This window comes from Pedobacter sp., assembly GCF_035317785.1.
Classification (GTDB): domain Bacteria; phylum Bacteroidota; class Bacteroidia; order Sphingobacteriales; family Sphingobacteriaceae; genus Pedobacter.
In genome coordinates this window covers 1-25,182 of record NZ_DATHGC010000330.1, presented here as the reverse complement: position 1 = coordinate 25,182, position 25,182 = coordinate 1, and the positions used below count along the sequence as shown (strand labels likewise).

Annotated in this window: 25 protein-coding genes and 1 pseudogene; 8 read left to right on the top strand and 18 right to left on the bottom strand. The window is 44.5% G+C overall.

Going from position 1 to position 25,182, the window contains the following annotated elements; translation table 11 throughout:
- Both VK541_RS20825 and VK541_RS20820 read left to right on the top strand, forming a co-directional pair.
- Nucleotides 1-1,548 carry a DHA2 family efflux MFS transporter permease subunit gene (locus VK541_RS20825; protein WP_324372405.1) on the top strand — a complete coding sequence of 516 codons (1,548 nt, stop codon included), beginning with the start codon at nucleotides 1-3 and terminating at the stop codon, nucleotides 1,546-1,548.
- A gap of 242 nt (nucleotides 1,549-1,790) precedes the next feature.
- Nucleotides 1,791-4,379, top strand: coding sequence for a phosphoenolpyruvate carboxylase (locus VK541_RS20820; protein ID WP_324372403.1), 2,589 nt, complete (start codon nucleotides 1,791-1,793; stop codon nucleotides 4,377-4,379).
- A gap of 61 nt (nucleotides 4,380-4,440) precedes the next feature.
- Here the strand turns inward: VK541_RS20820 and VK541_RS20815 are convergent, their stop codons facing one another.
- The 4 genes from VK541_RS20815 to VK541_RS20800 form a co-directional block, all read right to left on the bottom strand.
- Nucleotides 4,441-4,692 (bottom strand): DUF6952 family protein, encoded by a 252-nt coding sequence (locus VK541_RS20815; protein ID WP_324372402.1) that lies wholly within the window; start codon nucleotides 4,690-4,692, stop codon nucleotides 4,441-4,443.
- Nucleotides 4,689-5,000 carry a thioredoxin family protein gene (locus VK541_RS20810; protein WP_285060636.1) on the bottom strand — a complete coding sequence of 104 codons (312 nt, stop codon included), beginning with the start codon at nucleotides 4,998-5,000 and terminating at the stop codon, nucleotides 4,689-4,691. The genes VK541_RS20815 and VK541_RS20810 overlap by 4 nt, the downstream gene beginning before the upstream one ends.
- Nucleotides 5,001-5,013: 13 nt before the next feature.
- A complete protein-coding gene (locus VK541_RS20805; protein WP_324372400.1) occupies nucleotides 5,014-5,646 on the bottom strand; it encodes a peroxiredoxin in 633 nt (210 codons plus the stop codon).
- A gap of 151 nt (nucleotides 5,647-5,797) precedes the next feature.
- Nucleotides 5,798-6,979 (bottom strand): hypothetical protein, encoded by a 1,182-nt coding sequence (locus VK541_RS20800; RefSeq protein ID WP_324372399.1) that lies wholly within the window; start codon nucleotides 6,977-6,979, stop codon nucleotides 5,798-5,800.
- Between the two features lie 115 nt (nucleotides 6,980-7,094).
- Between VK541_RS20800 and VK541_RS20795 the strand changes: the two genes are divergently transcribed.
- On the top strand, nucleotides 7,095-8,495 hold the full coding sequence (locus VK541_RS20795) for an aldehyde dehydrogenase family protein (RefSeq protein ID WP_324372398.1): 1,401 nt from the start codon (nucleotides 7,095-7,097) through the stop codon (nucleotides 8,493-8,495).
- On the opposite strand, the gene VK541_RS25880 is transcribed toward VK541_RS20795, so the two are convergent.
- The 6 genes from VK541_RS25880 to VK541_RS20770 form a co-directional block, all read right to left on the bottom strand.
- Nucleotides 8,496-8,786, bottom strand: a complete 291-nt coding sequence (locus VK541_RS25880) for a dioxygenase (protein ID WP_414692635.1) — start codon at nucleotides 8,784-8,786, stop codon at nucleotides 8,496-8,498.
- A 17-nt stretch (nucleotides 8,787-8,803) separates the two neighbouring features.
- On the bottom strand, nucleotides 8,804-9,322 hold the full coding sequence (locus VK541_RS25875; RefSeq protein ID WP_414692634.1) for a dioxygenase: 519 nt from the start codon (nucleotides 9,320-9,322) through the stop codon (nucleotides 8,804-8,806).
- Nucleotides 9,323-9,387: 65 nt separating this feature from the next.
- Nucleotides 9,388-9,957: a YceI family protein gene (locus VK541_RS20785; protein ID WP_324372397.1), complete on the bottom strand. Its 570-nt coding sequence runs from the start codon at nucleotides 9,955-9,957 to the stop codon at nucleotides 9,388-9,390.
- Nucleotides 9,958-10,039: 82 nt separating this feature from the next.
- Nucleotides 10,040-10,846 (bottom strand): hypothetical protein, encoded by an 807-nt coding sequence (locus tag VK541_RS20780; RefSeq protein WP_324372396.1) that lies wholly within the window; start codon nucleotides 10,844-10,846, stop codon nucleotides 10,040-10,042.
- A gap of 2 nt (nucleotides 10,847-10,848) precedes the next feature.
- Complete coding sequence (locus VK541_RS20775) at nucleotides 10,849-11,385, bottom strand: heavy-metal-associated domain-containing protein (protein ID WP_324372394.1); 537 nt, start codon at nucleotides 11,383-11,385, stop codon at nucleotides 10,849-10,851.
- An 88-nt stretch (nucleotides 11,386-11,473) separates the two neighbouring features.
- On the bottom strand, nucleotides 11,474-11,872 hold the full coding sequence (locus VK541_RS20770; RefSeq protein ID WP_324372393.1) for an HYC_CC_PP family protein: 399 nt from the start codon (nucleotides 11,870-11,872) through the stop codon (nucleotides 11,474-11,476).
- A gap of 168 nt (nucleotides 11,873-12,040) precedes the next feature.
- Between VK541_RS20770 and VK541_RS20765 the strand changes: the two are divergent.
- A pseudogene (locus VK541_RS20765) lies at nucleotides 12,041-12,658 on the top strand (peptidylprolyl isomerase); the annotation flags it as partial.
- Nucleotides 12,659-12,743: 85 nt separating this feature from the next.
- The gene (locus tag VK541_RS20760) at nucleotides 12,744-13,514 is read left to right on the top strand and encodes an exodeoxyribonuclease III (RefSeq protein WP_324372392.1); all 771 of its coding nucleotides are present in this window, start codon (nucleotides 12,744-12,746) and stop codon (nucleotides 13,512-13,514) included.
- Between the two features lie 48 nt (nucleotides 13,515-13,562).
- Here the strand turns inward: VK541_RS20760 and VK541_RS20755 are convergent, their stop codons facing one another.
- From VK541_RS20755 to VK541_RS20720, 8 genes are all read right to left on the bottom strand, one after another.
- Entirely contained in the window at nucleotides 13,563-15,356 is a 1,794-nt protein-coding gene (locus tag VK541_RS20755; protein WP_324372391.1) for an OmpA family protein, read from the bottom strand.
- A gap of 59 nt (nucleotides 15,357-15,415) precedes the next feature.
- Nucleotides 15,416-15,982, bottom strand: coding sequence for a 5-formyltetrahydrofolate cyclo-ligase (locus VK541_RS20750; protein WP_324372390.1), 567 nt, complete (start codon nucleotides 15,980-15,982; stop codon nucleotides 15,416-15,418).
- 292 nt (nucleotides 15,983-16,274) lie between these two features.
- A complete protein-coding gene (gene efp, locus VK541_RS20745) occupies nucleotides 16,275-16,835 on the bottom strand; it encodes an elongation factor P (protein ID WP_324372389.1) in 561 nt (186 codons plus the stop codon).
- A 157-nt stretch (nucleotides 16,836-16,992) separates the two neighbouring features.
- A complete protein-coding gene (locus VK541_RS20740) occupies nucleotides 16,993-17,607 on the bottom strand; it encodes an ABC transporter ATP-binding protein (RefSeq protein ID WP_324372388.1) in 615 nt (204 codons plus the stop codon).
- Between the two features lie 9 nt (nucleotides 17,608-17,616).
- Nucleotides 17,617-18,402 (bottom strand): acyl-ACP--UDP-N-acetylglucosamine O-acyltransferase, encoded by a 786-nt coding sequence (gene lpxA, locus VK541_RS20735; RefSeq protein WP_048908154.1) that lies wholly within the window; start codon nucleotides 18,400-18,402, stop codon nucleotides 17,617-17,619.
- Entirely contained in the window at nucleotides 18,399-19,811 is a 1,413-nt protein-coding gene (locus tag VK541_RS20730; protein ID WP_324372387.1) for a bifunctional UDP-3-O-[3-hydroxymyristoyl] N-acetylglucosamine deacetylase/3-hydroxyacyl-ACP dehydratase, read from the bottom strand. The genes lpxA and VK541_RS20730 overlap by 4 nt, the downstream gene beginning before the upstream one ends.
- A 3-nt stretch (nucleotides 19,812-19,814) precedes the next feature.
- On the bottom strand, nucleotides 19,815-20,888 hold the full coding sequence (gene lpxD, locus VK541_RS20725) for a UDP-3-O-(3-hydroxymyristoyl)glucosamine N-acyltransferase (protein ID WP_324372386.1): 1,074 nt from the start codon (nucleotides 20,886-20,888) through the stop codon (nucleotides 19,815-19,817).
- 119 nt (nucleotides 20,889-21,007) lie between these two features.
- The gene (locus VK541_RS20720; protein ID WP_324372422.1) at nucleotides 21,008-22,231 is read right to left on the bottom strand and encodes an HD domain-containing protein; all 1,224 of its coding nucleotides are present in this window, start codon (nucleotides 22,229-22,231) and stop codon (nucleotides 21,008-21,010) included.
- Nucleotides 22,232-22,334: 103 nt separating this feature from the next.
- Here VK541_RS20720 and VK541_RS20715 point away from each other — a divergent pair, with 103 nt between their 5' ends.
- The 3 genes from VK541_RS20715 to VK541_RS20705 form a co-directional block, all read left to right on the top strand.
- Nucleotides 22,335-23,888, top strand: coding sequence for a bifunctional response regulator/alkaline phosphatase family protein (locus VK541_RS20715; protein WP_324372384.1), 1,554 nt, complete (start codon nucleotides 22,335-22,337; stop codon nucleotides 23,886-23,888).
- A 2-nt stretch (nucleotides 23,889-23,890) separates the two neighbouring features.
- A complete protein-coding gene (tsaE, locus tag VK541_RS20710; RefSeq protein WP_324372383.1) occupies nucleotides 23,891-24,307 on the top strand; it encodes a tRNA (adenosine(37)-N6)-threonylcarbamoyltransferase complex ATPase subunit type 1 TsaE in 417 nt (138 codons plus the stop codon).
- Nucleotides 24,308-24,371: 64 nt separating this feature from the next.
- Nucleotides 24,372-25,182, top strand: an 811-nt coding sequence (locus tag VK541_RS20705) for an alanine dehydrogenase (protein WP_324372382.1), incomplete at its 3' end; no start/stop codon positions are given.

Genomic DNA, 25,182 nt, shown 5'->3' with positions numbered 1-25,182 from the left:
ATGGCCGAGAAAGGTTTAAAAAAGTGGGTCATTACGTTTACGGTCATTACAGCTTCTCTGCTGGAGCTGATTGATACCACCATTGTGAACGTAGCGATACCACAGATACAGGGCAATCTGGGCGCCACGCTGGAGGATGTGGCCTGGTTATCCACGGGCTATGCTGTAGCCAATGTAATTGTACTGCCCATGTCGGGATGGCTGGGCAGCAGGTTTGGCAGAAAGAACTATTTTCTTTTTTCCATCATTCTGTTTACCATCGCCTCTTTCCTGTGCGGAAACGCAACCAACCTCGAAGAACTGATTGCCTTCCGTATCTTACAGGGCCTTGCCGGCGGAGGATTGATCTCTACTGCTCAGGCCATTTTGATAGAGACCTGGCCGCGTGAAGATGTGGGTATTGCCACTGCCTTATTCGGATTGGGTGCTGTAGTAGGCCCTACCGTGGGTCCGACTATAGGCGGCTACCTGCTGGAGATCAGTTCATGGCCTTTGATATTTTATGTAAATATTCCTGTCGGGATTCTCGCGGCGTACTGTACATATATGTTTGTGAGGGAGACACCTAAAGACGGACAGGGACAGCCGGTAGACTGGTGGGGCATTGCTTTGCTGGCGATTGCTGTTGGAAGTCTGCAAACTGTACTGGAAAAAGGGGAAAGTGAGGACTGGTTTGCTACTCCGTACATTACTGCGCTTGCCGTAGCATCTGTACTGGGTCTGCTGCTGTTTATCTGGCGGGAAATGAGTACTGACCATCCTATTGTCAACTTTAAGATCATGCGCCACAGGAGTTTTTCAGTCGGCATGTTTACCTCCTTTATCCTGGGTTTTGGCCTGTACGGCTCGGTCTTTGTGTTTCCCGTCTTTTGTCAGAACTTACTGGGCTTTTCGCCCCTGCAAACCGGAGAGCTCTTGTTTCCGGGGGGATTGTGCACCATTGTGATGATGCCTTTTGTGGGGATTATGCTGAAGAAAAACATTCCCGCTCAGTTTATGGCCACGATCGGGATGTTCCTGTTCTTCGTCTTTTGTTCTATGCTGAGCAATTCTACGCTGCAGTCGGGAACCGGTGATTTCTTTATGCCACTGATGATCCGCGGAGCAGGGATGGCACTGTTATTTGTGCCTTTGACTACCTTAGCTATACAGGACCTTAAAGGCGCCGAGATCGGACAAGGCTCAGGATTGAACAACATGATGAGGCAATTGGGAGGTTCGTTTGGTATTGCGGCTTTGACTACGCTGATCCATGTTCGCCAGGGATTTCACCGCAGCAATCTGCTGGTCAACATCAACGAATACAATCCGGCATTTACGGATCGCTTCAATGGTTTCATCAAAAATTTTATGGGCAAAGGCTATTCCTATCTGGACGCTAAGGCCTTGGCCGCCAAAGCCATCGAAGGGACACTGACAAAACAGTCTTTGCTGCTCACCTATAGCGATGCGTACTGGGTCGCCGGGCTGATACTTTTGTGTTCAATTCCACTGCTTTATCTTCAGAAATTTAAAAAGAATGTAGCGGTTCCTGCCGACCTGCATTAAAACAAAACAGCCGTTAAGGTTCTCTTAACGGCTGTTCTACTCAAAAAAAATTAACAATTACTGCTTCATTTATTGCGTTTCCGCCACAGAATCAGCACATAAGTTTAAAATAATTTGTTTAATCCCTATGATGCTAAGTTACAGATTTTTGAAAAAAAATCAAAATTAAAATAATGGCCATACAGGGGTCGTTTTTTTAGGGGATTTTTGGTAGCTTAAGGCCGAAAAAATACCCTTTAAATATGATGCAGAAACAACGTGCAAAAGGACAGCGAGAATCCGTATTTAACAATGAAGTAGTATCCAGATTTGAACTCTATAACAGCCTTTTCCTTACCCTTCCGTTTTACAAGATCAAAGACACCGGCACTTTGCTGCCTCTATTTATTAAGTACTGCGAAGATGGTATAAATGACCATAAAACACCCGCAGAAATTATAGATTCTTTCTTTAAAAAATATACTCAGACTACCGCTACCAAGGATGTCATTGATCTGCTTTTCCGTTTTATCCAGTACATAGAACGACAGGTGGTATTGTTTGATGCGGTCGAAGATGCTTCTTTTAATAAGCTGAATGCCGATGATGAAGAAAATGCGCTTTTGTCTTACCTGAAAAAAGGGGTAGATAACAATCCTTTAAGCGACAAGATTGAAAAACTGATCGAGGACTTTTCATTGCGTCTTGTCCTTACCGCGCATCCTACCCAGTTCTATCCCGGGAGTGTTTTGTCTATCATTACTGATCTGACTACGGCCATTAAGACCAATGAGATCTCTAACATACATTTGCTGCTTCAGCAACTGGGAAAGACACCTTTCTTCAATAAAAAGTCGCCGACACCGGTTGACGAGGCCCTGAGCCTGGCCTGGTACCTGGAAAATGTATTCTATTTTGCCGCAGCCAATATCCAGTCGGGCATTGACAAAACACTTAACGAGTACAGCCTGGAACCTAAAAAGATCGTTGAACTTGGCTTTTGGCCTGGAGGAGACCGCGACGGAAATCCAAATGTGCATACTGATTCTACCATACAGGTGTCTAAAATGCTGCGTCAGATCCTCTTCCGCTGCTACTACCGGGATTTCAGGAACCTGAAAAGGCGTATTACCTTTAGAGGGGTCGAGGATTCTATCGCCATTGTGCATGATATTCTGTATCAAAACGCATTTGATCCGAATATAGAACTGAAAAACATCTGTGCAGATGTGATCAGGCACCTGAATGATATTAAAAACACCCTTAATCAGGACCATGACGGTTTATTTGCCGATCTGGTATCTGACCTGATCCGAAAAGTGGAGCTTTATGGTTGTCACTTTGCGTCCCTTGACATCAGACAGGACAGCAGGGTGCTTAGGGATGTTCATGCTTACTGCAGGCAGAGCAAGCCGATCATCTCCCTGTTTCCTGAAGATTATAATGACCTGACTGAGGACGAAAAGATCAAGACCCTTTCCTTCAAAAGCGCCAGGGTGATCTACAGCGAAAAAGGAGATGCATTGACAGAAGACACATTGCTGACCATAGCAGAAATCAGGCAGATCCAGGAAAACAATGGAGAACTGGCATGCCACCGTTTCATTATTAGCAATTGCCAGCAGGCGAGTGATATTTTGCAGCTGATGGAGCTGTTCCTGTGGAATGGCTGGAGGGAAGACAACCTGTCGATAGATTTTGTTCCGCTGTTTGAGACGGTTCATGACCTTGCCGGTGCGGCCGAGATCATGGAGACGCTGTATTCGCATCCTTTTTATAAAAGCCACCTGAAAAACAGGGGCAACAAGCAGGACATCATGCTGGGCTTCAGCGACTCTACAAAAGACGGGGGCTATCTGATGGCCAACTGGTCAATCTTTAATGCCAAAGTATCGCTGACCGCTACTGCAAATAAACACAACATACAGCTCGCATTTTTTGACGGACGTGGTGGCCCGCCATCAAGGGGCGGGGGCAAGACCCACCGTTTTTATGCTTCGATGGGCAAGGAAATCGCGAACAAAAACATACAGCTGACCGTACAGGGACAGACCATCAGTTCACAATATGGCTCAATTGACAGCGCGGAATTTAACATTGAACAGCTGATCAATGCTGGAATATCTGCAGGGATCAGGGAAAAACATAACATTCTGCTGGACCCGGTAAACAAACACCTGCTGGATGAGATGGCCGATGACAGCTTTGAAGCTTTCGTTGCTTTGCGTAAACATCCGCTGTTCCTGAGTTACCTGGAGAAATTCTCTCCGCTGACTTTATTATCGAAGATCACCATCAGCAGCCGCCCGGTAAAAAGAAATTCCGGAGAGGCACTGAAACTGGAAGACCTGAGGGCCATTAGTTTTGTGACTGCCTGGAGCCAGCTGAAACAAAATATCCCGGGTTTTTATGGCGTTGGTACGGCATTAAAGAACCAGGAAAAGCAAGGCAACTGGGATAAGGTTGTGGAAACCTATAATGAATCCGGTTACTTTAAAACGATTGTGGAGAACTGCATGATGTCGATGAGCAAGTCTGACTTTGCGATCACGGCCCATTTTGCGAACGACAAACAATATGGCGAATTCTGGAAAGTATTGTTTGAAGAGTTTGAGCTTTCGAAGGAAATGCTTTTAAAGCTGTCCGGACAAGAGGCCTTAATGGAGAATTACCCGGCTGAGAAGCGCTCTATTGCCGTCAGAGAGAAGATTGTGCTGCCATTGGTACTGATCCAGCATTATGCATTAGAGAAGCTCCAGGGCGAGCTTCCTGATCAGCAGCAGCAGTCCTATGAGAAACTGGCGATAAGGACGGTATACGGTATTGTGAATGCCGGAAGAAACCTGGCATAAAGACACGCTAAAAATAAAAAAGGCGAGCTGATCAGCTCGCCTTTTTTATTTGCTGATAAATCTATTTCCTGTCAATTGATCCCATTACTTTTTGGCCAAATGCATTTAAGGCATCCCTTTCGGCTACACCTGATTTTACGCTTTCGTGTACTTCAAGCGCCCCGCAGATATTGGTGATCATCTCTCCTGCTACGTCGACTTCTTCCTCGCTTACCCCTCTGAATTCACAAAAAGCCTCTAAAACATTCAGCGTCGCCTCAAGATCTTCCGGAGTATTATTCTGGAACAGCTGTCTTATAACCGGTATCTTCATGATTTTATCCTATCAAATAATTCATTTAACAATTCGGCCTTGTTGGTTTGGACCTGATGTACCAAAGCACCCCCTTCAAAGGCGGCAAAAGTCGGCAGATTGTCAACATTTGCCAGTTTGCGTGAGCCCGGAAGTTTTTCTGCATCCACGATCAGGAAAGTGACATCTTCATTTTCCGCAGCCAGCTTTTTGAACTTTGGCTTCATGATCCTGCAGTTTCCACACCAGGACGCTGCGTACTGAACCATTACTTTGTTGTTTTCAGCAACATATTGTTGAAGATTATCTTCTGTCAATTCTAAAAACATAGTTCTTTGATTATTAGTTAGCACTCAAATATTCAGCAACGCCGGTTCTGTTCGCACTCATTGCTTCTTTGCCTTCTTCCCAGTTTGCCGGGCAAACTTCGCCATGTTTCTGAACGTGGGCATAAGCATCGATTAATCTTAAATATTCTTTTACATTTCTGCCTACAGGCATATCGTTAACACTTTCGTGGAAAACTTTACCGGTTTCATCAATCAGATAGGTTGCTCTGAACGTAACATTTGAACCGGAAAAGATCTCATTGCCCTCTTCATCATATTCAACTTCCTGTTCAACAATCCCTAAGATGTTAGACAGTTGTCTGTGTGTGTCTGCGAGGATAGGATAAGTTACGCCTTCGATACCGCCATTGTCTTTTGGTGTATTCAACCATGCAAAATGTACTTCGTTGGTATCACATGAAGCACCAATTACAATGGTATTTCTTTTTTCAAAATCTGGCAAAGCGGCCTGGAAAGCGTGTAGTTCTGTCGGGCATACAAAAGTGAAATCTTTTGGATACCAGAACAATAAAACTTTGCTCTGTTTACTGACTGCTTCTTCAAATACATTAATTTTTAAATCATCGCCCATTTCGGACATTGCATCGATGCTTACACTTGGGAATTTTTTACCTACTATTGCCATAATTATACTTGTTTTGATGTTTTTTTCTGGCGCAAAGGTACGCCAACTGAACTTCAAAAACAAAGAAGCCGGACTAATCCGGCATACTTAATCTTGATAGGCTTATAGATAAATACTATAATCCCTGTTTGATATATTGGTTTTAGCTATGCTACCTGAGCACTCTTCCTGTCTTGTCGATATTGACATCGAAAGGTTTAAGGTATTCATTGACCAGCACGGCAAATTCCCTGCGGGTAACGATTCTGACGGGATCAAATTCTGAATTGAAATGGTAAGTAGTCTTCCATTTTTTCTTTACTTCTTCTGTTGTCGTCTTTAATGATTTATTGCCCACGATACAAACCAGGTCTAATACGCTGGCCAGAGTCATCTGAGACTCTTTATGGTCGTCAAACCAGATCTGAGCTTTGTAATAGTATTCTTTAATCACCGGTTTGACCTCTTCTGAGGTAACGGTCTGGTCCGGCCTGAAATAGGCTCCGTCACTGGAAAGATCTGCCTTCAGCACGCCGGTAACCCCAATAAACTGTATTGCCTTCCAGTTGCTGTCGGCCGGGCTTATGTCTTTGAAGGGAACGATACTCTGTTTATAATTGATCAGTTCACCCTGAATTGCCTTTAAGTTGGATTCCGAGGTTTTTCGTTTAAAAAAAGAAGCGTAAGCCGCTGTAGCTCCGGCGGCCTGCCCGGCGGCGAAGCTTTCCTGTGCCGGATCAAGGGCAACCAGGTTTTCCTGAAGCGGGTTTAAGAAGCGGTAAAGTGATAAGATATTTGCTGTACCAGCATTTGTAAAATATCCGGAGGCAATACTTGTCCGGCAGGTCTTGTTTTCATAATTGAACGGCTGCCACAATGCTGCCGTTTTAGCCGTGACCATTTGCAAAGTTTCGCCGGCTTTCCCTGATTTGTCAGCATTGACCAAAATCTCAGCCTTTATTGTTTTCCCGTCTTTAAGCTCCATAACCCATCCCCTCCCTGATCTTTTGAACTTTAACCATGATGCATTTCTCATCACCGTTAGATTTTTCAGGCTGTCCATCCAGGTTTTCAGAACTGCGTTAGCCGTGCTGTTGTCAAAGTTGTCTGCTTTCAGGCGTTTTAAAAATTCTGCCGCTATACCAGAATTCTGTTCTTTGCCGACAGGCGACAGCTCAAATCCCGGCCCGGGTAATAAGATTATCGTTTTGACTCCCGATACCGCAGCCTGAATCCCTGCTCCTATAGCATTGTTTCCATTCCCAATCACCAGTACCCCTGTTTTGGTGGTCTGTGCATTTGCCCCGCAAACAAAAGCCATCACAGCCAAAGCAACAAAAAATACCCTTTTCATTTTGTATATTTAATTTTATATGCAATATCCTTCAATTGAATTGATTTACGATATAAATGTAATAAAGGGTATTTAATTTAACCTATTTTAACACTTCTGGCGTTAACAAACTACTATGCTGAATAACTCTGCTTCTGTTTTTGCCGCGCAGCAAGGTTGCAAGCTTCGTCTTTCTGCCAGTACCGCCAAAGAAAGGATAGCAAAGCTTAAGCGGTTAAGGTCGGCTATTAAAGCCCGTGAACAGCTGCTGTATGAGGCCTTGAGGAAAGACCTGCGCAAAAATGAATTTGAGGCTGCCGTAAGCGAGGTGATTTTCATTTATGGCGAAATTAATCATGCGATCCGCCATTTAACCGGATGGATGAAGCCCCAAAGGGCAGGAAAAACAATAACCAATGTTTTCGCAAAAAACAGGATTTATTCCCAGCCCAAAGGGGTGTGCCTGATCATTTCGCCATGGAACTATCCCTTCCAGCTACTCATGAGCCCATTGGTTTCAGCCATTGCTGCGGGCAACTGCGCTATACTCAAGCCCTCTGAACTAAGCCCTGCCACAAGTGCTGTCATGGCAAAGTTAATTGAAGATTGTTTTGACAGGGAAGAAGTCTGCTGTTTCGAAGGCGGTGCGGACATTGCCTCCGAATTGCTGCAGTTGCCCTTCGATCACATCTTTTTTACAGGCAGTACCACAATCGGGAAAGTCGTTATGGAGGCCGCCGCGAAAAACCTGGCTTCTGTAACATTGGAGCTGGGCGGAAAATCACCTGTGGTCATCCACTCTTCTGCTGACCTTAAAAAAGCTGCGGAGAAAATCGCCTGGGGCAAACTCATCAATGCCGGGCAGACTTGCATTGCACCGGATTATGTACTCATTCCCGATCATCTGCTGGAAATATTCACCAACCATTACATCTCGGCTGTACAGGGCATGTTCTGTACAGGATCCGGGGAGCCCGACTTTGATCTCTATGCAAAAATTGTCAGTGAAAAGCATTTTAAGCGCCTTTGCGAACTTATCACGGAGGCCACAGACAAAGGCGCTGTTCTGGCGTATGGGGGCCTTGCTGACGCCAAAGCCTCAACAGTTAGTCCGGCGGTTTTATTAAGGCCCGCTCCCGATTCAAGGCTGATGCAGGAAGAAATATTTGGGCCGCTCCTTCCTGTAGTCCCTTATAAAAATCTTACCGAAGCCATTGCGCTCATCAATGCGAAAAGCAAGCCGCTTGCGCTCTATATTTTTAGTAAAGATGCCGCCGTGACCCGACAAATCATTCACGATACCAGTTCAGGCGGCATTTGCGTCAATGACGTACTCGTACACATTTCCAATCCAAAACTGCCTTTTGGAGGAGTGGGCACAAGCGGAATGGGCAGTTGTCACGGACACTATGGTTTCAAAGCTTTTTCACATGAAAGGGCTGTTGTATTTCAGTTTGGACCAAACCTGACGCGCCTGATCTATCCGCCTTACCGCAGTAAACAATGGGTGTTAAATTGGCTGAGAAAGCTGGTCTGATCAACCGATACGGACAGAAGTCATGGTCAGCGAGCCGCCAATCGCTTTGTCATTAAACAAGGAAACGGCCTCATGTTCTGTTTTTAAACCAAGGGTGTACATGAGCGGAAGATAATGCTCTGGTGTAGGAATGGCCAGCAAGGCTTCTTTGCCCAAACTCTGATAAGCCTGCAAAGGCCAGTGGTCGCCATTTAGGATCAGGTCTTTGAATTTATCGCTAATCTGTAAGGCCCAATCGTACCCCCCGCCGTTGATCATTTCCCAGCTCATCATCCTCAGGTTATGCACCATATTTCCGCTGCCCAGGATTAAAACCCCTTTCTTTCGTAAGAGTGAGAGCTCCTTTGCAAGTTCATAATGATAGCGGGCGTCTTTGGTATAGTCAATGCTGAGTTGTAATACCGGGATATTAGCTCAGGGTACATCCTTCTGACGACAGTCCAGGCGCCATGGTCCAGGCCCCAGTCGTGATCCAGGCCAACGCTCGCAGATTTCATCAGATCAGCAGTTTCCGCGGCAAGCTGCGGGCTGCCCGGCGCCGGGTAAACCACATCAAAGAGTTCTTGGGGAAATCCTCCAAAATCATAAATCGTCTGCGGGAAATCCATTGCCGTGATGTGTGTCCCCCTGGTAAACCAGTGCGCAGACACCACCAGAACGGCCGCTGGAGTGGGGATGCCCTTAGCCAGTTCAGCCCATTTCAAACTAAATTCATTGTCCTCAATTCCGTTCATCGGAGATCCGTGACCGATAAAAAGCACCGGCATGATGTTTTCCAGTATAGGAAGGCTGCCTGAAAATGTGCTGAACTGAGAAAGGCCGGACATGCTATGGCTGTTTTATACAGGCTTGCAAATGGTCATCACCTGCAAGCCTGATGAATTTTACTATTTTACTGGGCCTTGAAAAACTCAAGGTTAAGGTTGATCTTAACATCTTTAGCTACACCAGCTCCGGTTGGATCAAACTTAATGTTATAATCCAGCCTGTTGATCGTAGTTGTTGCGGAGAAACCTGCTTTAGTCTTACCTTGCTGCTGTGCTGTACCGCCGTACACCACATCAAACTTAACGTCTTTGGTTACATCACGGATGGTTAATTTGCCGCTTAGTTCGTAATTGCTTCCGCTTCCTTTTTTGAAACCGGTACTTTCAAAAGTCATTTTAGGATATTTTTCCGCATTAAAAAAATCATCGCTTTTTAAATGGGTATTGCGTTGCTCCACATCGGTAGAGATACTGCTTACGTCTACTGTAAAGCTGATCTTGGCATCAGTAAGATCTTCATTGGAAGCAGCCACTGTTCCGTCAAATTTTTTGAAAGATCCGTCTACAAATGAAATCCCCATGTGTTTCACAGAGAATGTTACGAAGGAATGCATCGGATCTACCGTCCATTTTGTTTGTGCGAATGACGCAGCGCTGATTGATAGGGCAACCAGGAATAAAAAAGCCTTTTTCATATTTTTTAAGTTAATGATTTACAAAGGTATAACCTTTATTGCTTTGCAGTTGTTGATCTATGATAAGAAATTATCAGCGGCCTTAATTAAATACATTAAAAAAGTTGAATTCCACCCTCGCCAGGTACATGTTTTTAGTATAGCGGTTCGCGATATTTCCGGCTGCCTGAAACCTGTAGCCGAGGTCTATCCTGGTCCGGCTGTTTAAAACCACCTGAACTGCGGGAGCGAGATCAAAATAGGACCGCCCGTTTGATGGATTGCTCTTGCCGAGCAATTCAATGTATAGGTTTAAATTGGGCTGATTGTAATCTTTGTAAACCACGGGAAACAGCAGGTATCCAGATGACAGGCTATAGCCGATCATCTGGTCTGGCCCGGGCATACGGGTCATTTGCAGGTCCTTGTCATCAAATGCTTTGGTATAGCTCAGGGTCCCTGACAGCGCCAGTTTATGCAGCAGCTGCGTAAATATTATTCCGCCCTGTACGCCGCTGTTGTCGCCCTCCAGGTTAACGTCTTCAGTGTACAGCGGGCGTTTGCTGCTGCTCCACCTGCCAAAAACCGAAGCCCTGGAATGGATTTTTATTCCGTCCACTGAAAGCACCCGGTATTTGGCATAAAGGCTTCCTCCTTCAAATCTGTAGCGGCCGTCCATGTCTGAAAAAAAGACCTGGCCATGGGCCATCAGGTTCCTGTTAAACCCAACCATCAGCTCGCCTATACTCCGGCTGGCAAAACCCGGGCTGAAAAACCCTTCGTTGGTGAGTCGAACCCCCAATGACCCGGATGCCATATTGCTGGCCGGTTCTGTAAAAACATACAATTCCTGAGATTTGGCGGCGCTTGTCATCAGGACAAGCGCAACCAATAAGCTGAATGATCTCATTGTTAGATGGCTAAGTGATAAATCCTGGTCTTTTTACCATTTATTGTCCCATAGCCGCTTGCGTAAGAATCTGTTTTAAACTGGGCCGCTTTTTGTTTAAATGCAGGGCCCGGAATAAAGTTTTTATCGATAACGCTGACCCTGACCGCGCCATTCAGTGTTTTATTTTTGGCGTTTAGAAATTTGTAGACTTCAAGTCCGTCCGCAGCCTGTCCGTTTTCATCTACCTTAAGGTGCTCAAAATTAAAAACCGCAGTCAGGCCGGCCACTGAAAATCCGGCATCCTGCACTTTTTTACGGATCAGATCTATGTTCACCGTTTTGCTCTTTTTAAAGTCAATTACAAAAATGTTCTTATTGAGGTCAGGCTTAATGGCTGCTATGAAATCCAGAGATCTCAGGGATTTTTCTGTCGCCTGGGAACACATAGAGCAGGTTAGGCCGGCTACCTGCAGCTCCGCAGAAGATATTTGCTGGGCAGAGACTTTGCCTGCAGTCAAAAGAATACAGAATATACTTAAATATTGAATCGTTTTCATTTTTATTGGTTTTAAACCGTCGTAAATCTTTATTGAGTGTCACTCCCATCTGCTCTCTTAAGCATTTGGATATCAATTTACAGGCGGCCTAATTTCTGAAAACGCAATTGAAAAGGTGTAAGGAAATAATGGAAGAAAGGGGAGGGGCCTTGTTCTCCTCCAGGCGCAAAGATTTTGGCAGTATCACTTTAAACACATCGGTCAGATGCGTACCTAAAAACAATTGCAAGCTAAAGTTGCCGGGCATCTTGACTTTCGCTCCAGCCTGGTGACTGTCTTTTATCTTAACACCGACCGACGTTGTTTTGCAGCAGCTGTGGCTTTTTGCTATTTTGCTGTCTTTAGTGCAGGTCTTGCATTTCGCTGTTTCTATAAAGCGCACTGATGATAGCTTTCCTGCACAAAAATGCATACTCACAGCAAGCCCGATCACGCTGACCAGGTAAAAGACGCACAGTCCCATTGCTATTTTTTGCTTCATCTTCATATCAGAAACCAGGATTTAGGGCTTCCAGGGCCTTTCCTGATTGCACAAAGCTATTAAATAATAATTGCAATTGCTTTGCCCGCGGCCTTTACGCTAAAAATAATGCGGTACCATGACATTTGAATAATGCAGATTTAACTTAACTTAGCCGTATTTCCGAATTCCAATATGAACAGATTTTTTGCTTTTCTTTTATGCATTTGTTGCACCGCTTCTTTTGCGGCAAAGCCTAAGCATCAATATATGAAAATCAAGACAAACCTTGGTGAGTGCATCGTCATGCTTTACAATCAAACTCCGCTGCACCGTGACAACTTTGTTAAGCTGACTAAAAAAAAGACATTTGACGGAACCCTGTTCCATCGTGTGATCAAAGATTTTATGATTCAGGGCGGCGACCCGGATTCAAAATCGGCCAGGCAGGGAGAACAATTGGGAGAAGGTTCAGTTGGGTATACCATACCGGCCGAGTTTAATGACAGTTTATTTCACAAAAAAGGAGTTTTGGCGGCGGCAAGGGACAATAATCCTGAAAAAGCATCAAGCGGAAGCCAGTTCTATCTCGTCCAGGGAAAGGTTTTTACCGATGAGCAGCTGGACGCCGCTGAAACCAACAGGCTAAAATTCAAGATCCCATTATGGCAAAGGGAAGTTTATAAAACTTCAGGAGGAACTCCGCATCTTGACCGCAGCTATACTGTATTCGGAGAAATTGTCAGCGGACTGGCTATGGTAGATGCCATTGCTGCGGTCACCAAAGACACACATGACCGGCCTCTTGCCGATGTGAAAATGACCGTTACGGTTCTAAAACGGAGAGCAGCCAAAAAACTGGAAAAAACATTAACCATTCCCCTCAAATCTTATTTCCATGAAGATCATCTCTTACAATGTCAACGGCATACGTTCCGCCTCTACGAAGAATTTTTTTGGCTGGCTGCAGGCAACAGATGCAGATATGATCTGCCTTCAGGAGGTCAAAGCCCTGCCCGTTCAAATTCCAGATATCCTTGCACTGATCGAACAATTGGGATACCATCATTACTGGTTTCCAGCGGAGAAAAAAGGGTATAGCGGCGTCGCGATATTGACCCGCATCAAACCAAACCATGTCGAATATGGCTGCGGAGAAGAATGGATAGATAAAGAAGGGCGCATTCTGAGAGCAGATTTCGACGGTTTCTCTCTGATGAGCCTTTACATGCCCTCAGGGTCCAGCGGCGAAGACAGACAAGTAAAAAAATATGAGTTCATGAAGTTTTTTGACACTTATATCGGCGAGCTGCGAAAAGAAATTCCGAACCTGATCATTTCCGGGGACTACAACATTTGCCACACCGCAATGGACATTCACAATCCAAAGTCAAACGCCAACTCCTCAGGCTTTTTGCCGGAAGAAAGAGAATGGATGGAATTATTCCTTCAGAATGGATTTATAGATGCTTTCAGGCATTTTAACAAGGATCCCCACCACTACACCTGGTGGAGCTTCAGGGCCAATTCAAGAGCAAAGAATCTCGGCTGGCGCATCGATTATCATCTGGCCACTCGTCCCATGCTGGATAAGCTTAAAAAAGTAACGATTTTGCCGGATGCAGTGCATTCAGATCATTGCCCGGTGTTGCTGGAACTCTATCCTTAACTAAAAAAGGCGGAACCCTTCAGGTTCCGCCTTAATCAATAATCCCCCTTAGTATTTCAATACTTTGACCTCTGTCCGCCGATTTGCCTGGTGATCATCTTCGCTGCAAGCTATGCCGTTTGCGCACTGGTTTAACAGCCGTGTTTCGCCATAACCTTTCGCAGCCAGCCTCTTCCGCTCTACGCCTTTGCCCACCAGGTACGTGATTGCCGCTTCTGCCCTTTGCTGAGACAGACGCATATTATAAGTATCTTTTCCTCTGCTGTCGGTATGAGAGGACAGTTCAATTTTCAGCGTAGGGTTTTGCGACATTACATTTAACAGATTGTCCAGTATCCTTCCCGCATCCGGCCTGATGTACGACTCGTCAAAATCATAGTGAATATTTTTAAGCACAAAGACAGCCCCCGGATCTAAATTATTAATTCCCAATTTCAAGGTAACATACAGCGTTTTACTTCTATCCAGGCCTTTTGTCCTCACGCTCTCGGTCTGCGAGAATTTGCCCGCATGGCTCGCTACAATATTGTAATCTGATTGCTGCTCCAGCTGGTACACAAATTTGGATTCGGTATCAGAGATTTGGGACACATTCTTATCATTCAAAGTGTTGGTGAGCACCGTACCAATCCCTGGCAATTTTGAGTTGTCATTAGCACGAACCGTTTCCCCGATCAGGGTAAACCGTGGGTCATCATGATAAATCTCTTTATAGATCACATTTCCCGCCTTGTCAAAATCAGCCGGGCTTATTCCTGCCGGTTCGGCGGCTATCCCATTTTTTACAGCGGTAATCTGATACATCCCTTTTTCTGCAGCATTAACACGTTCAGCCTGGCCTTCCGAATTGCTGACAGAATTATTGTCGATCCCATTTCTGCTGATTTTAACCGCAACACCACTCAGTGCCAGCCCTGTTTGCTTATCTTTCACCACCACCAGAATGTCTTTAGGCATAATCGCGGCGGGAGGTGCCACTGTTTTAGTCTCCGGCAGCTCTTTTGTACGTTTGGATTTTCGGCCAAACGCGTACTTAACTCCAAGGCCAATATTTACAGTCTGCACAAAAGTTTTTTGGGCAAGGGGTTTCTCGTCATAGAAATCAGTCAGATTGGTGATCTGATCATTCTTTACAACAAGCACATCTGCAGGTGCAATCACTTTATTTTCGCCGTACCGGACGATCCGGAACTCGCTGGCGTCTCCGGCAAAACTGCTGCCAAAAGTTCCCAGGTAATCCGCTTGCAAAAACATACTCCAGTTGCCGTTTAACGCATAAGACAACCTTGCACCTCCCAGCCCCATCCACGCTTTTGTGATGCGTTTAGGGTTATCAGTATAATAATTGTCGAAGAATTTTACCGGAGGGCCAACCGCCTGATTGATATAAACCGACTGGGTATATTGAGGGAATCCCTGGAAAAGAATGCCGCCACGGACAAAGGCCTCCAGACTGATCTTTCCAAAATCTGACTGATATGAAGGCCCTATACTAAGCCCTATATGCTGGAACGAAGGGTGGTTTGCATAATCCGTGGCGATATATCCATTATCAAAAAAGACACTGTCAAACTTTCTGATGTCGTGATTCAGAAAGCGCGCATCTAGTCCAATTGCCCATGTGTTCCCTTTAAAATACTGGTCTACTGCCAGCCCTCCGAAATATCCGTTCTTTGTCCGGCCGGGCTCACTTTTATAGTCAGCAAGCGGCATGCTGATGCCGCCAAAGGCCGAGATCTGAAGTTTGCCTCGGTTATTTGCGGATACGTCCTGATTCGTTTGCGCGCGGGAAAGGCCGGTTAGTAAAACCGCCATTACCATAAATATCAACTTTTTCATCATGTTCTCCATTAGTTAATGATCCAACTGTTTGGAGGTATATCACGAAAGGTCAATATTTGTTACCCGTTAAATTCATATATTTTTTCGGGCGTGATGCAAAAGTCCAGGCGGACATCGTATTCGTCAACATCATCTATCAGATCAACAGGTTCAAAAAAAGACAATCCTATTTTCTGAGTATCAATATTTAACAGGAATCGGTCATAGAAACCTTTCCCGTATCCGACCCTATAGCCTCTTTGATCAAAAGCCAGCATTGGAATGAGTACCAGATCAACGTCTCCTGTATGCAATTCCCCTTTTTGAGGCTCCAGGATGTTATAAAGATTCTTTATCAGCGCCTCTTTGCCCGGATACACATAGTTACTCATCAATGCTGTACCAAAATCCGCCTTAGGAACAATGATCTTAATTTGCGGGTGATGAATGGCCAGCCAGTCGATAAAAATAAAAGTGTCCGGTTCTTTTTTTTCGACGATAGGAATAAATAGGTGTATAGTCTTCACCCGAGACAGATCAAATGAAGAAAAATGATCCAGCAAAGCCCTGCTATATTCAGCAACTTCAGCATCAGATAATAACCTACGTTGTTCCGACGCAACTCTTCTAAGTTCTTTCTTTGTCATCAAAGCAAATATAAAAATAAACAATTAAGCGCTCAGCTAGGCACCCAACTTTACATACCCACCCAAATTCCCGAACCAGCCTATTTTTATGTACGCAGTTTTTGCGCCCAGAGAAAAATTAATATGGTGCTGAAGAGGCATAGGGAATTTTGCCTCCTTCAGGCAAAAGATCCAGCCTCAGAAGCATCCATATTAATTTTTCCAAAGCAAAAAAGCGCAGAAAAAAAGATGGCTTCGGGAACCACTCCGAAGCCACAATCAACCTAAACCTAAAACTAAACTATGAAAATTCTTATTTTACTCTTTCAATATAATCACCTGTGCGGGTATCAATCTTAATCTTATCGCCCTGATTGATAAACATTGGCACTTTGATCTCCACCCCGGTTTCTACAGTCGCGTATTTAAGCGCATTTGTAGAAGTATCGCCTTTAACCGCAGGCTCGGAATAAGTTATCTCTAACTCTACATGTGAAGGTGTTTGCGCCATAATCGGCTCGTCACTTTCAAATGCGATGATCACATTCATTCCTTCTTTCAGAAACCTAACACTTTTCCCAAATAGCAATCTTGGTATGTTAAACTGTTCGTAAGAAGTGTTATCCATTACGACTAACGCATCACCATCTTCATACAAATATTGGTAATCGTTGGTTTCCACACGGCAAATCTCAACATCTTCATCCACACGAAACCTGTATTCTACCAGCTTACCGGTTTTAACATTGCGCATTCTCGACTGATAAAAAGCGCGAAGGTTACCTGGTGTACGGTGCAGAAATTCTTCCACTTGTACCAATTCTCCGTTAAAACGAAGGATATTACCATTTTTCACTTCCGATGCTTTTGCCATTTCTTTTTGAAATTGAGCCTTAACTATCGGCCTTTTTTCGTGCCGCAAAGGTAAAGACTATTTGTTAATTACACAACAGTTATTTGAAAATATTTTTTTAGTCTCGTTTAAGCTTAAAATAAGCCCCATTCTGCTTTTCACACAAATATATATTTAGCTACTTATAATCCGTTATACGAATGAAATGGTTACAAAAAGAATATTCTTCTTCCTGATTTGATCCGACAATTATCATTTTATCTGCGGTGAAATTCTCGATCAGGCGATGATACCAGGACATCCCCTCTTTGTCCAGGTTCGATGTTGGCTCGTCCAACAAAAGGATTTTGCTATCCGTGCAGCAAGCCAGCACCAATTTGGTCCTTTGTTTCATTCCTGAAGAAAAGTATTTCAGTGCCTTATCCTGTGACTTTGCGAGTCCAAGCACATCCAGAACCGCGTCCTGGTTAAGCCCTGCATAAAATCTTTTAAATTTAAAATGGAAGTCTATTGTCTCCTGCAATGTAAACTCCTCGATCAAATCCAGATAAGGAGCAGCAAAGCTAAGATGTCCGTAGATGTCCTCTGCGGAGATCTGCTTTCCATCAGTATAGCTGACCCTTCCTTCAGAGGGCGATAAATTACCTAAAATTATACTAAGCAGGGTTGATTTGCCCGAGCCGTTTGGACCAAGTACAGCATACCGCCCCCCCGGGCGGAACTGATGGGTCAGATTTCTGAAAATCCATTCCTGGTTGAATCTCCTTCCTGTATTTTCAAGGTTGATTACCATATGGGCTACCTAACTTCCGGATCCAAAGCCTTTCATCACACCCCTGTTAGAGTTCCGGATAAAATCAACGATCTCATCCCGGATTTCAGTTGGCTTAAACTCCGCTTCAATCATATCAAGCGCCTTAGTCACATTGTTGTGTTTAACGAACAACACACGGTAGATCTCCTGGATTTCGTTGATCTTTTCAGACGAAAACCCTCGTCTTCTCAAACCAACTGAATTGATCCCTGCATAGGACAGGGGCTCACGAGCGGCCTTAACATAAGGAGGCACGTCCTTGCGTACTAAGGAGCCACCCGTTACAAATGCATGGGCGCCTACCTTAACAAACTGGTGTATGGCTACCAGGCCGGCTAAAACGACATAATTGCCAATAGTAATGTGTCCGGCCAGTGTTGTGCTGTTTGAGAAAATACAGTAATCCCCGACTTCACAGTCGTGGGCTATATGGGAATAAGCCTGAATAAGGCAATTGCTGCCTATCACAGTTTTCCATTTGTCTTTTGTGCCCCTGTTTATCGTGACACATTCCCTGATCGTGGTGTTGTCGCCAATCTCAGCGGTTGTCACCTCTCCGGCAAATTTCAGATCCTGCGGCACGCCTGAAATAACAGACCCGGGGAAAACCCTGCAGTTCTTGCCAATCCTTGCTCCGTCCATGATCACTACATTTGATCCGATCCATGTGCCTTCACCAATTTCGACATCCTTATGAATTACTGCAAAAGGCTCTATAACAACATTATCGGCAATTTTCGCTTGCGGATGTATATACGCTAGGGGTTGTATCATGATACGGGTTCGCTATCTTTAACTTTTACAATCTGAGCCATCATTTCTGCTTCTACCACAACTTTTCCGGCGACCATTCCAACTCCTTTCATTTGGGCAATGCCCCTTCTGATCGGTTCCATAAGGTCGCATCTGAAAACTATTGTATCTCCGGGCGAAACTTGCGCCCTGAAGCGTACATTATCAATTTTTAAAAACAAGGTAAGGTAATTTCTTGGATCAGGCACAGTGCTCAAAACCAGGATGCCACCCGTTTGCGCCATCGCTTCGATCTGGATCACACCCGGGAACACCGGTGCGCCCGGAAAATGACCTTTAAAAAACTCCTCGTTCATCGTCACGTTCTTTACACCGACAACGTGTGTCTTAGACAGCTCAAGGATCTTATCAATAAACAAGAAAGGCTGACGGTGCGGCAAAATCTCCATGATCTGCACCACATCATAAAGCGGCTTTACAGACGGGTCGTATACATGCTGTACTTTTTTATTCTTTTCTTTTTTGATCGCTGCTTTAATTTTCTTTGCAAATGCGACATTGGCGGCATGACCCGGACGGGCAGCCATAATGTGTCCTTTTAAATGCACCCCAACCAGAGCAAGGTCACCGATCATGTCGAGCAATTTATGTCTTGCCGGTTCATTTTGATACCGCAGTTCCATATTATTAAGAATCCCCTGCGGCGCGACCTCCATGGCGGTCCTGTTAAAAATAGTCGCTAAATGGTCAAGCTCTTCTTTTGTAACTTCCTTATCAACGATCACAATGGCATTGTTAAGGTCACCGCCTTTGATCAGGTTATTTTGCAGCTGATACTCCAGCTCATGCAAAAAACAAAATGTCCTGCAGGAAGCGATCTCTTTCTTAAATTCAGCAATGCTGGAGATTCCGGCATGCTGACTTCCCAATACGGGTGAATTATAGTCGATCATACAGGTAAACCTGTAGTCATCAAGCGGCATCGCAACAATCTCTACCTTTCTGTCAGGTTCTGTGTAGGTGATATTATGAGGGATCTGGAAGTATTCACGGTCAACATCCTGCAATTGTACACCGGCATTTTCCAGGGCTTCCAAAAACAGGATCGCACTTCCATCCATGATCGGAGTTTCAGGGCCGTCCAGTTTCATCAATACATTATCCAGGTCCATCCCGACCAAAGAGGCCATTACATGCTCCACGGTGCTTACACTCGCTCCGTTCTGGGATATGGTTGTTCCCCTTGCGGTATCGGTCACATTATCGCAGTCAGCATCAACTATCGGGCTTCCCGGCAAATCTATCCTTTGAAATTTAAAACCGTGATTTTCAGGTGCAGGACAAAAGGTAAGGGTAACATTTGCTCCTGTATGCAGACCCACCCCCTTTACGGAAACTTCAGCTCTAATCGTTTTTTGCTTAACGTTCATTCTTTATTTTGATATTGTACTGTTTTGTTCAATTATTGTTTTTAAATCTGAGATCATGGCCTCCAGAGACGCAATCCTCTTTTCTATAGCAGGCAGCTGTTTAAATATGACCGATGCCCTCATCCAGTCCCTCAAGGGTTGCGCCGGACTCCCGTGCCATTGCTTATTCTCCTCTGCGGTACTGAAATTGATGCCTGCCTGAGCCCCGATCTGTGTGCCTTTGGCAAGAGAGAGGTGTCCGGCTATTCCCACCTGTCCGCCTATTACGGACTTTTCACCTAGTTTTGTACTTCCCGAAATTCCGGTTTGTGCAGCGACCACACTGTGTTCGCCCACATCAACATTATGCGCAATCTGTATCAGGTTGTCCAGCTTAACGCCCTTTCTAATAAAAGTAGAGCCCATTGTCGCCCGGTCAATAGTGGTGTTTGACCCAACCTCTACATCATCCTCGATGATCACATTGCCGATCTGGGCAATCTTTGAATAGGTTCCGTCAGCCTGCGGCGCAAAGCCAAAACCATCGCTTCCAATAACAGCATTTGAATGGATCGTGACGCGGTTTCCAACAATACATTTGTTATATATTTTTACCCCCGGAAAAATGACACAATTCTCTCCTATTTTAGCATCTGCACCGAGGTAGACCTGTGCATTTATTTTAGAATTGTCCCCGATCTCTGCCTTTTCTGAAATATAAGAGAATGCGGCAATAAATACGTCCTTTCCTATTTTTGCTGTTGGATGAATAAAACAGGGCTGCTCAATACCAGACTGGACATTCGCCAGATTAACGGCTTCGTTATACTTTTCCAGCAGGAGAGAAAATGCACTATAAGGATCGGCAACCTTTATCAAGGTACTGCTTACAGGTTGCGACGGGAGAAAATCCTGCCCAACAATGACAACCGAAGCATCTGTGGTATATAAATAATTTTCGTACTTCGGATTGGACAAAAAGCATAAGGAGCCTTCTTTACCATTTTCTATTTTTGAAAGTTCGCCAACTTTTACATTAGCATCCCCCTCGATGGCGCCGTTTATAAATTCGCTTATCTGCTTGGCAGTAAATTGCATTTTACAAAGTTATATGTTAAATTGATATGAACAAATAAACCTATTTAGGATTATATATACCTCATAGGTATAAGAAAACTAAAAACGGGATAAAAATTTAATTATTTTGTTAAAATATGCTAAATAATTCTGGGGTAACACAAAATGTGTTTCTGTACCGTTCTGTCCAGGGATTCTAAGTTAGATAAATCTGATGCTTTTGCAATATCTATTATACTATTGTTCTTCAGCAATATATTAATGTTACCGTTCCCGGCATTGTAAGCCCTGTTGCGGATCACATCACAGAACACAAAAAAAGACGCTTCTTCGGCTGTCAATTTCAGTAATTCCGCAATATTTTCCTTCAGCATGATGAACCTGTCGCGATCCGGCTCGTGATTGCTGATCTCTACTTTATAGAGGTCCCGGTCTGTCAGCATCTTGCACAACCTGGACAATATTCTGTCCGGATGATCTCTCCAGACTTTCAGTGCGGTAAAAATATCCTGATCGTCCAGCTTCACAAACGCTGTCAAATGGGTCTTCTCTGAAAAGAATTCCTCTTCAGTAACTTCTCTCTTAAGGAAATGATCAAGCGCGGGAGCAGCAAAAAGCGCATCTCCCGCAGCCGAAATGGCCTTTGCCCTTTTTAAGATCTTTACCAAAACCTGTTCACCGGCGATTACGGTTTTGTGCAGGTATACCTGCCAGTACATCAGCCTTCTTGCGATCAGAAACTTCTCCACAGAATAAATACCTTTTTCTTCAATCACCAGGTCGTTATTCAGGACATTAAACATTTTGATGATCCTGTCAAAACTAATTACCCCCTCACTAACCCCGGTAAAAAAACTGTCACGATTCAGATAATCCATCCGGTCCAGGTCCATCTGGCCTGAAATCAGCTGTGTCAGGAAACGTTTATGGTAATTGCCTTTGAAGATCTCTATCGCAAAAGTAAGCTGCCCTTTGAATTCTGCATTCAATTGCTCCATGATGAACATAGAAATGTCCTCATGTTTTATCCCGTTCACCAGGGAATCCTCCAGTGCGTGGGAAAAAGGCCCGTGCCCAATGTCGTGCAGCAAAATGGCTATCGTAGCCGCTTCTTCTTCTCCCGGGGTAATCTCATGCCCTTTTCCCCTCAGCACCTCTACAGCAAGCTTCATCAGGTGCATCGCACCGAGTGCATGATGGAACCGGGTATGCAAAGCTCCCGGATAGACCAGATGTGTCATGCCCAGCTGCTTGATATACCGAAGGCGCTGAAAATACGGGTGGGAGATCAGATCGAATATTATGGCCGAAGGAATACTGATAAAGCCATATACAGGATCATTTATTATTTTCTTTTTGTTCAATCCTAAAAAATAAATTATACGGTACAAAAATTGCTATTTTTATCCATAGTAAGAAAAGAGAAGCCTCTTTTTACAAATAAATTCACATTATACAATCACAGTGATGCAGGAAACCAAGATATTATGGGCCGACGACGAGATCAATTTATTAAAACCTCATATATTATTACTTAATGAAAAAGGTTACCACGTAACCACCTTTACCAATGGCAATGACGCTTTGGAGGCCTTTGACAAAGAACATTTTGACCTGGTTTTTTTAGATGAAAACATGCCCGGAATGAGCGGGCTTGAAACCCTTACTGCAATCAAAAACATACGAAATGACGTTCCGGTTGTTCTGATCACCAAGAGTGAAGAGGAAAATTTAATGGAAGACGCCATTGGCTCGAAGATAGACGATTATCTCATCAAGCCTGTTAACCCCAAACAGGTACTGCTCACGATCAAAAAAATAATTGACAACAAGCGCCTGGTCAGCGAAAGGACATCTATGGCTTATCAGCAGGATTTCAGACGGCTCGGGATGACCCTAAACGACAAACTAAGCTACCAGGAATGGGTAGAGGTCTACAAAAAGCTCGTGTTTTGGGAGCTTGAGCTTGAAAAACTTGACGACCCCCAGATGCATGAGATTCTGACCATGCAGAAGTCTGAGGCCAATATGCAGTTCTCCAAATTCATTGAAGACCACTACCTCGGCTGGGTCAACGGAAAGGGAAAAGCGCCCCTGCTCTCCAATGAACTCCTCAAAAAGAAGGTTTTCCCGCTCATCAACAACAACGTCCCTGTTTTCTTTATCCTGATAGACAACCTGCGCTATGACCAGTGGAGGATCATCAACCCCCTGATTACCGAGCATTTCAGGCTGGAAGAGGAAGACACCTATTCCAGCATTCTCCCGACCGCAACACAATACGCACGAAATGCAATTTTCTCCGGACTAATGCCCCTTGAAATGGAAAAAAGATTTCCCGGCATGTGGCAAAACGACGATGATGAGGGCGGGAAGAACATGCATGAAGGAGCTTTTCTATCCGACCAGATCAAAAGAAGCCTGCGAAAAGACTGTAAGTTCAGCTACAACAAAATCCTGACCTATGACGACGGAAAAGCACTCAACGAACAGGTCAATAATCTCCTGCAAAATGAGTTCAATGCGATCGTATACAACTTTGTGGATATGTTATCTCATGCAAGAACTGATATGCAGATGATCCGGGAGCTTGCCAACGACGATGCGGCCTACCGTTCGCTGACCCTATCCTGGTTTGAACATTCTCCATTAATGGAACTGCTGAAAAAGATCTCTCAAAAGAACGTTAAAGTCGTCATTACTACCGATCACGGAACCATACGGGTTAAACATCCCAGCAAGGTCATCGGCGACAGAAATACCAATACCAACCTGCGCTACAAGCAGGGAAGAAACCTGAATTACAATGCCAAAGAAGTTTTTCTGATCAAAAACCCGCATGAGGCACAGTTGCCGAAGATAAATATCAGTTCCAATTACATTTTTGCCAAGGAAGACCGTTATTTTGTATACCAAAACAACTACAATCAGTTTGTGAACTATTACAATGAGACTTTTCAGCACGGAGGAATCTCCCTGGAAGAAATGATCATACCCATAGCCACATACAGCTCAAGATAACCATGAAGATTAAAATAACCAGCCTGGATGATCTGGATGATGCCGCCAAAAATTTGCTGAATTTTGCATCAGCCGAAAAAATATTTGTATTTGAAGGAGACATGGGTGCCGGAAAAACTACGTTTATCAAATCAGTAGCCAAAGCCCTTGACGTGAAAGACCTGGTGTCCAGTCCGACTTTTTCTATTGTCAACGAATACGACGCATTGGGGCAGCCCGTTTATCATTTTGATTTCTACCGCATAAAGAACCTTCAGGAGGCTTATGACATCGGCTATGAAGAATATTTTTATTCCGGGAACATCTGTTTAATCGAATGGCCGCAGAAGGTAAGCGGGCTTTTGCCTGACAACTACATCAAAACAGAGATCAGCATTGTGAGCGAAAGTGAAAGGGAGCTTGTGATCACAAAAATATAAGTCCTGGGTCGTAGCGCTTTAGGTTATTTTTTATTAATTTCAATCAAAATATCACATCATCAAAATGGCGACAGGATTACGCGAAGGAATGGCCGCAATTGCTCAAAAAGGGTTGCTTCAGCCTAAAGAGACATTGTCTGAGACCAAACAGAAGAACAATAGTTTATATATTGGTATTCCTAAAGAGATCTCATTTCAGGAAAACAGAATTGCCCTGACGCCCCTATCTGTTGCGCTGCTCGTAAACAATGGACACAAGGTCATTATAGAATCCGGTGCCGGAGTCGGCGCTAATTTCTCTGATAAAGATTACAGTGACCAGGGGGCACAGATCTCCTTTGACAAAAAGGATGTTTTCAGCGCAGATGTCCTGGTAAAGATTGCTCCGCCAACACTGGAAGAAGTTGAACTCATGCACAAAGGACAAACCCTGATTTCAGCAATGCAAATGGGCGGCCTTAAAGAAACTTACCTGAAGGCGCTACTGGCAAAAAAGATCAATGCCCTGTGTTTTGAACACCTGCGTGATGAAGGAAATATCCTTAGCGTGGTACGCGCGATGAGTGAGATCGTTGGCGCAACCTCCATCTTTATCGCCGCAGAATACCTCAGCAATGTTACAGGAGGAAAAGGATTGATGCTCGGCGGTTTTACCGGCGTTCCCCCGACCGAGATTGTCATTCTTGGCGCCGGAACCGTTGGAGAATATGCCGCCAGAACAGCCCTCTCTCTGGGCGCAGAAGTGAAAGTATTTGACAGTTCCATCTATCGGCTGAGGCGTTTACAAAATAATCTGGGCAGCAGGGTATTCACTTCTGTCATGCAGCCCATTGTGCTCGAAAAAGCAATAATCACCTGCGACGTCGTTATCGGAG

Excerpts from the sequence above, each read along its gene's own strand:
- VK541_RS20785 (WP_324372397.1), bottom strand. The coding sequence starts at position 9,957 with ATGAAAAAGGCTTTTTTATTCCTGGTTGCCCTATCAATCAGCGCTGCG.
- VK541_RS20795 (WP_324372398.1), top strand. The coding sequence starts at position 7,095 with ATGCTGAATAACTCTGCTTCTGTTTTTGCCGCGCAGCAAGGTTGCAAG.
- VK541_RS20800 (WP_324372399.1), bottom strand. The coding sequence starts at position 6,979 with ATGAAAAGGGTATTTTTTGTTGCTTTGGCTGTGATGGCTTTTGTTTGC.
- VK541_RS20820 (WP_324372403.1), top strand. The coding sequence starts at position 1,791 with ATGATGCAGAAACAACGTGCAAAAGGACAGCGAGAATCCGTATTTAAC.
- VK541_RS20750 (WP_324372390.1), bottom strand. The coding sequence starts at position 15,982 with ATGACAAAGAAAGAACTTAGAAGAGTTGCGTCGGAACAACGTAGGTTA.
- VK541_RS20775 (WP_324372394.1), bottom strand. The coding sequence starts at position 11,385 with ATGAAAACGATTCAATATTTAAGTATATTCTGTATTCTTTTGACTGCA.
- VK541_RS20760 (WP_324372392.1), top strand. The coding sequence starts at position 12,744 with ATGAAGATCATCTCTTACAATGTCAACGGCATACGTTCCGCCTCTACG.
- VK541_RS25875 (WP_414692634.1), bottom strand. The coding sequence starts at position 9,322 with ATGTCCGGCCTTTCTCAGTTCAGCACATTTTCAGGCAGCCTTCCTATA.
- VK541_RS20780 (WP_324372396.1), bottom strand. The coding sequence starts at position 10,846 with ATGAGATCATTCAGCTTATTGGTTGCGCTTGTCCTGATGACAAGCGCC.
- VK541_RS20755 (WP_324372391.1), bottom strand. The coding sequence starts at position 15,356 with ATGATGAAAAAGTTGATATTTATGGTAATGGCGGTTTTACTAACCGGC.
- VK541_RS20770 (WP_324372393.1), bottom strand. The coding sequence starts at position 11,872 with ATGAAGATGAAGCAAAAAATAGCAATGGGACTGTGCGTCTTTTACCTG.
- efp (WP_324372389.1), bottom strand. The coding sequence starts at position 16,835 with ATGGCAAAAGCATCGGAAGTGAAAAATGGTAATATCCTTCGTTTTAAC.
- VK541_RS20730 (WP_324372387.1), bottom strand. The coding sequence starts at position 19,811 with ATGAACGTTAAGCAAAAAACGATTAGAGCTGAAGTTTCCGTAAAGGGG.
- VK541_RS20815 (WP_324372402.1), bottom strand. The coding sequence starts at position 4,692 with ATGAAGATACCGGTTATAAGACAGCTGTTCCAGAATAATACTCCGGAA.
- VK541_RS20825 (WP_324372405.1), top strand. The coding sequence starts at position 1 with ATGGCCGAGAAAGGTTTAAAAAAGTGGGTCATTACGTTTACGGTCATT.
- tsaE (WP_324372383.1), top strand. The coding sequence starts at position 23,891 with ATGAAGATTAAAATAACCAGCCTGGATGATCTGGATGATGCCGCCAAA.
- VK541_RS20805 (WP_324372400.1), bottom strand. The coding sequence starts at position 5,646 with ATGGCAATAGTAGGTAAAAAATTCCCAAGTGTAAGCATCGATGCAATG.
- lpxD (WP_324372386.1), bottom strand. The coding sequence starts at position 20,888 with ATGCAATTTACTGCCAAGCAGATAAGCGAATTTATAAACGGCGCCATC.
- VK541_RS25880 (WP_414692635.1), bottom strand. The coding sequence starts at position 8,786 with ATGGTGCATAACCTGAGGATGATGAGCTGGGAAATGATCAACGGCGGG.
- lpxA (WP_048908154.1), bottom strand. The coding sequence starts at position 18,402 with ATGATACAACCCCTAGCGTATATACATCCGCAAGCGAAAATTGCCGAT.
- VK541_RS20740 (WP_324372388.1), bottom strand. The coding sequence starts at position 17,607 with ATGGTAATCAACCTTGAAAATACAGGAAGGAGATTCAACCAGGAATGG.
- VK541_RS20810 (WP_285060636.1), bottom strand. The coding sequence starts at position 5,000 with ATGTTTTTAGAATTGACAGAAGATAATCTTCAACAATATGTTGCTGAA.
- VK541_RS20715 (WP_324372384.1), top strand. The coding sequence starts at position 22,335 with ATGCAGGAAACCAAGATATTATGGGCCGACGACGAGATCAATTTATTA.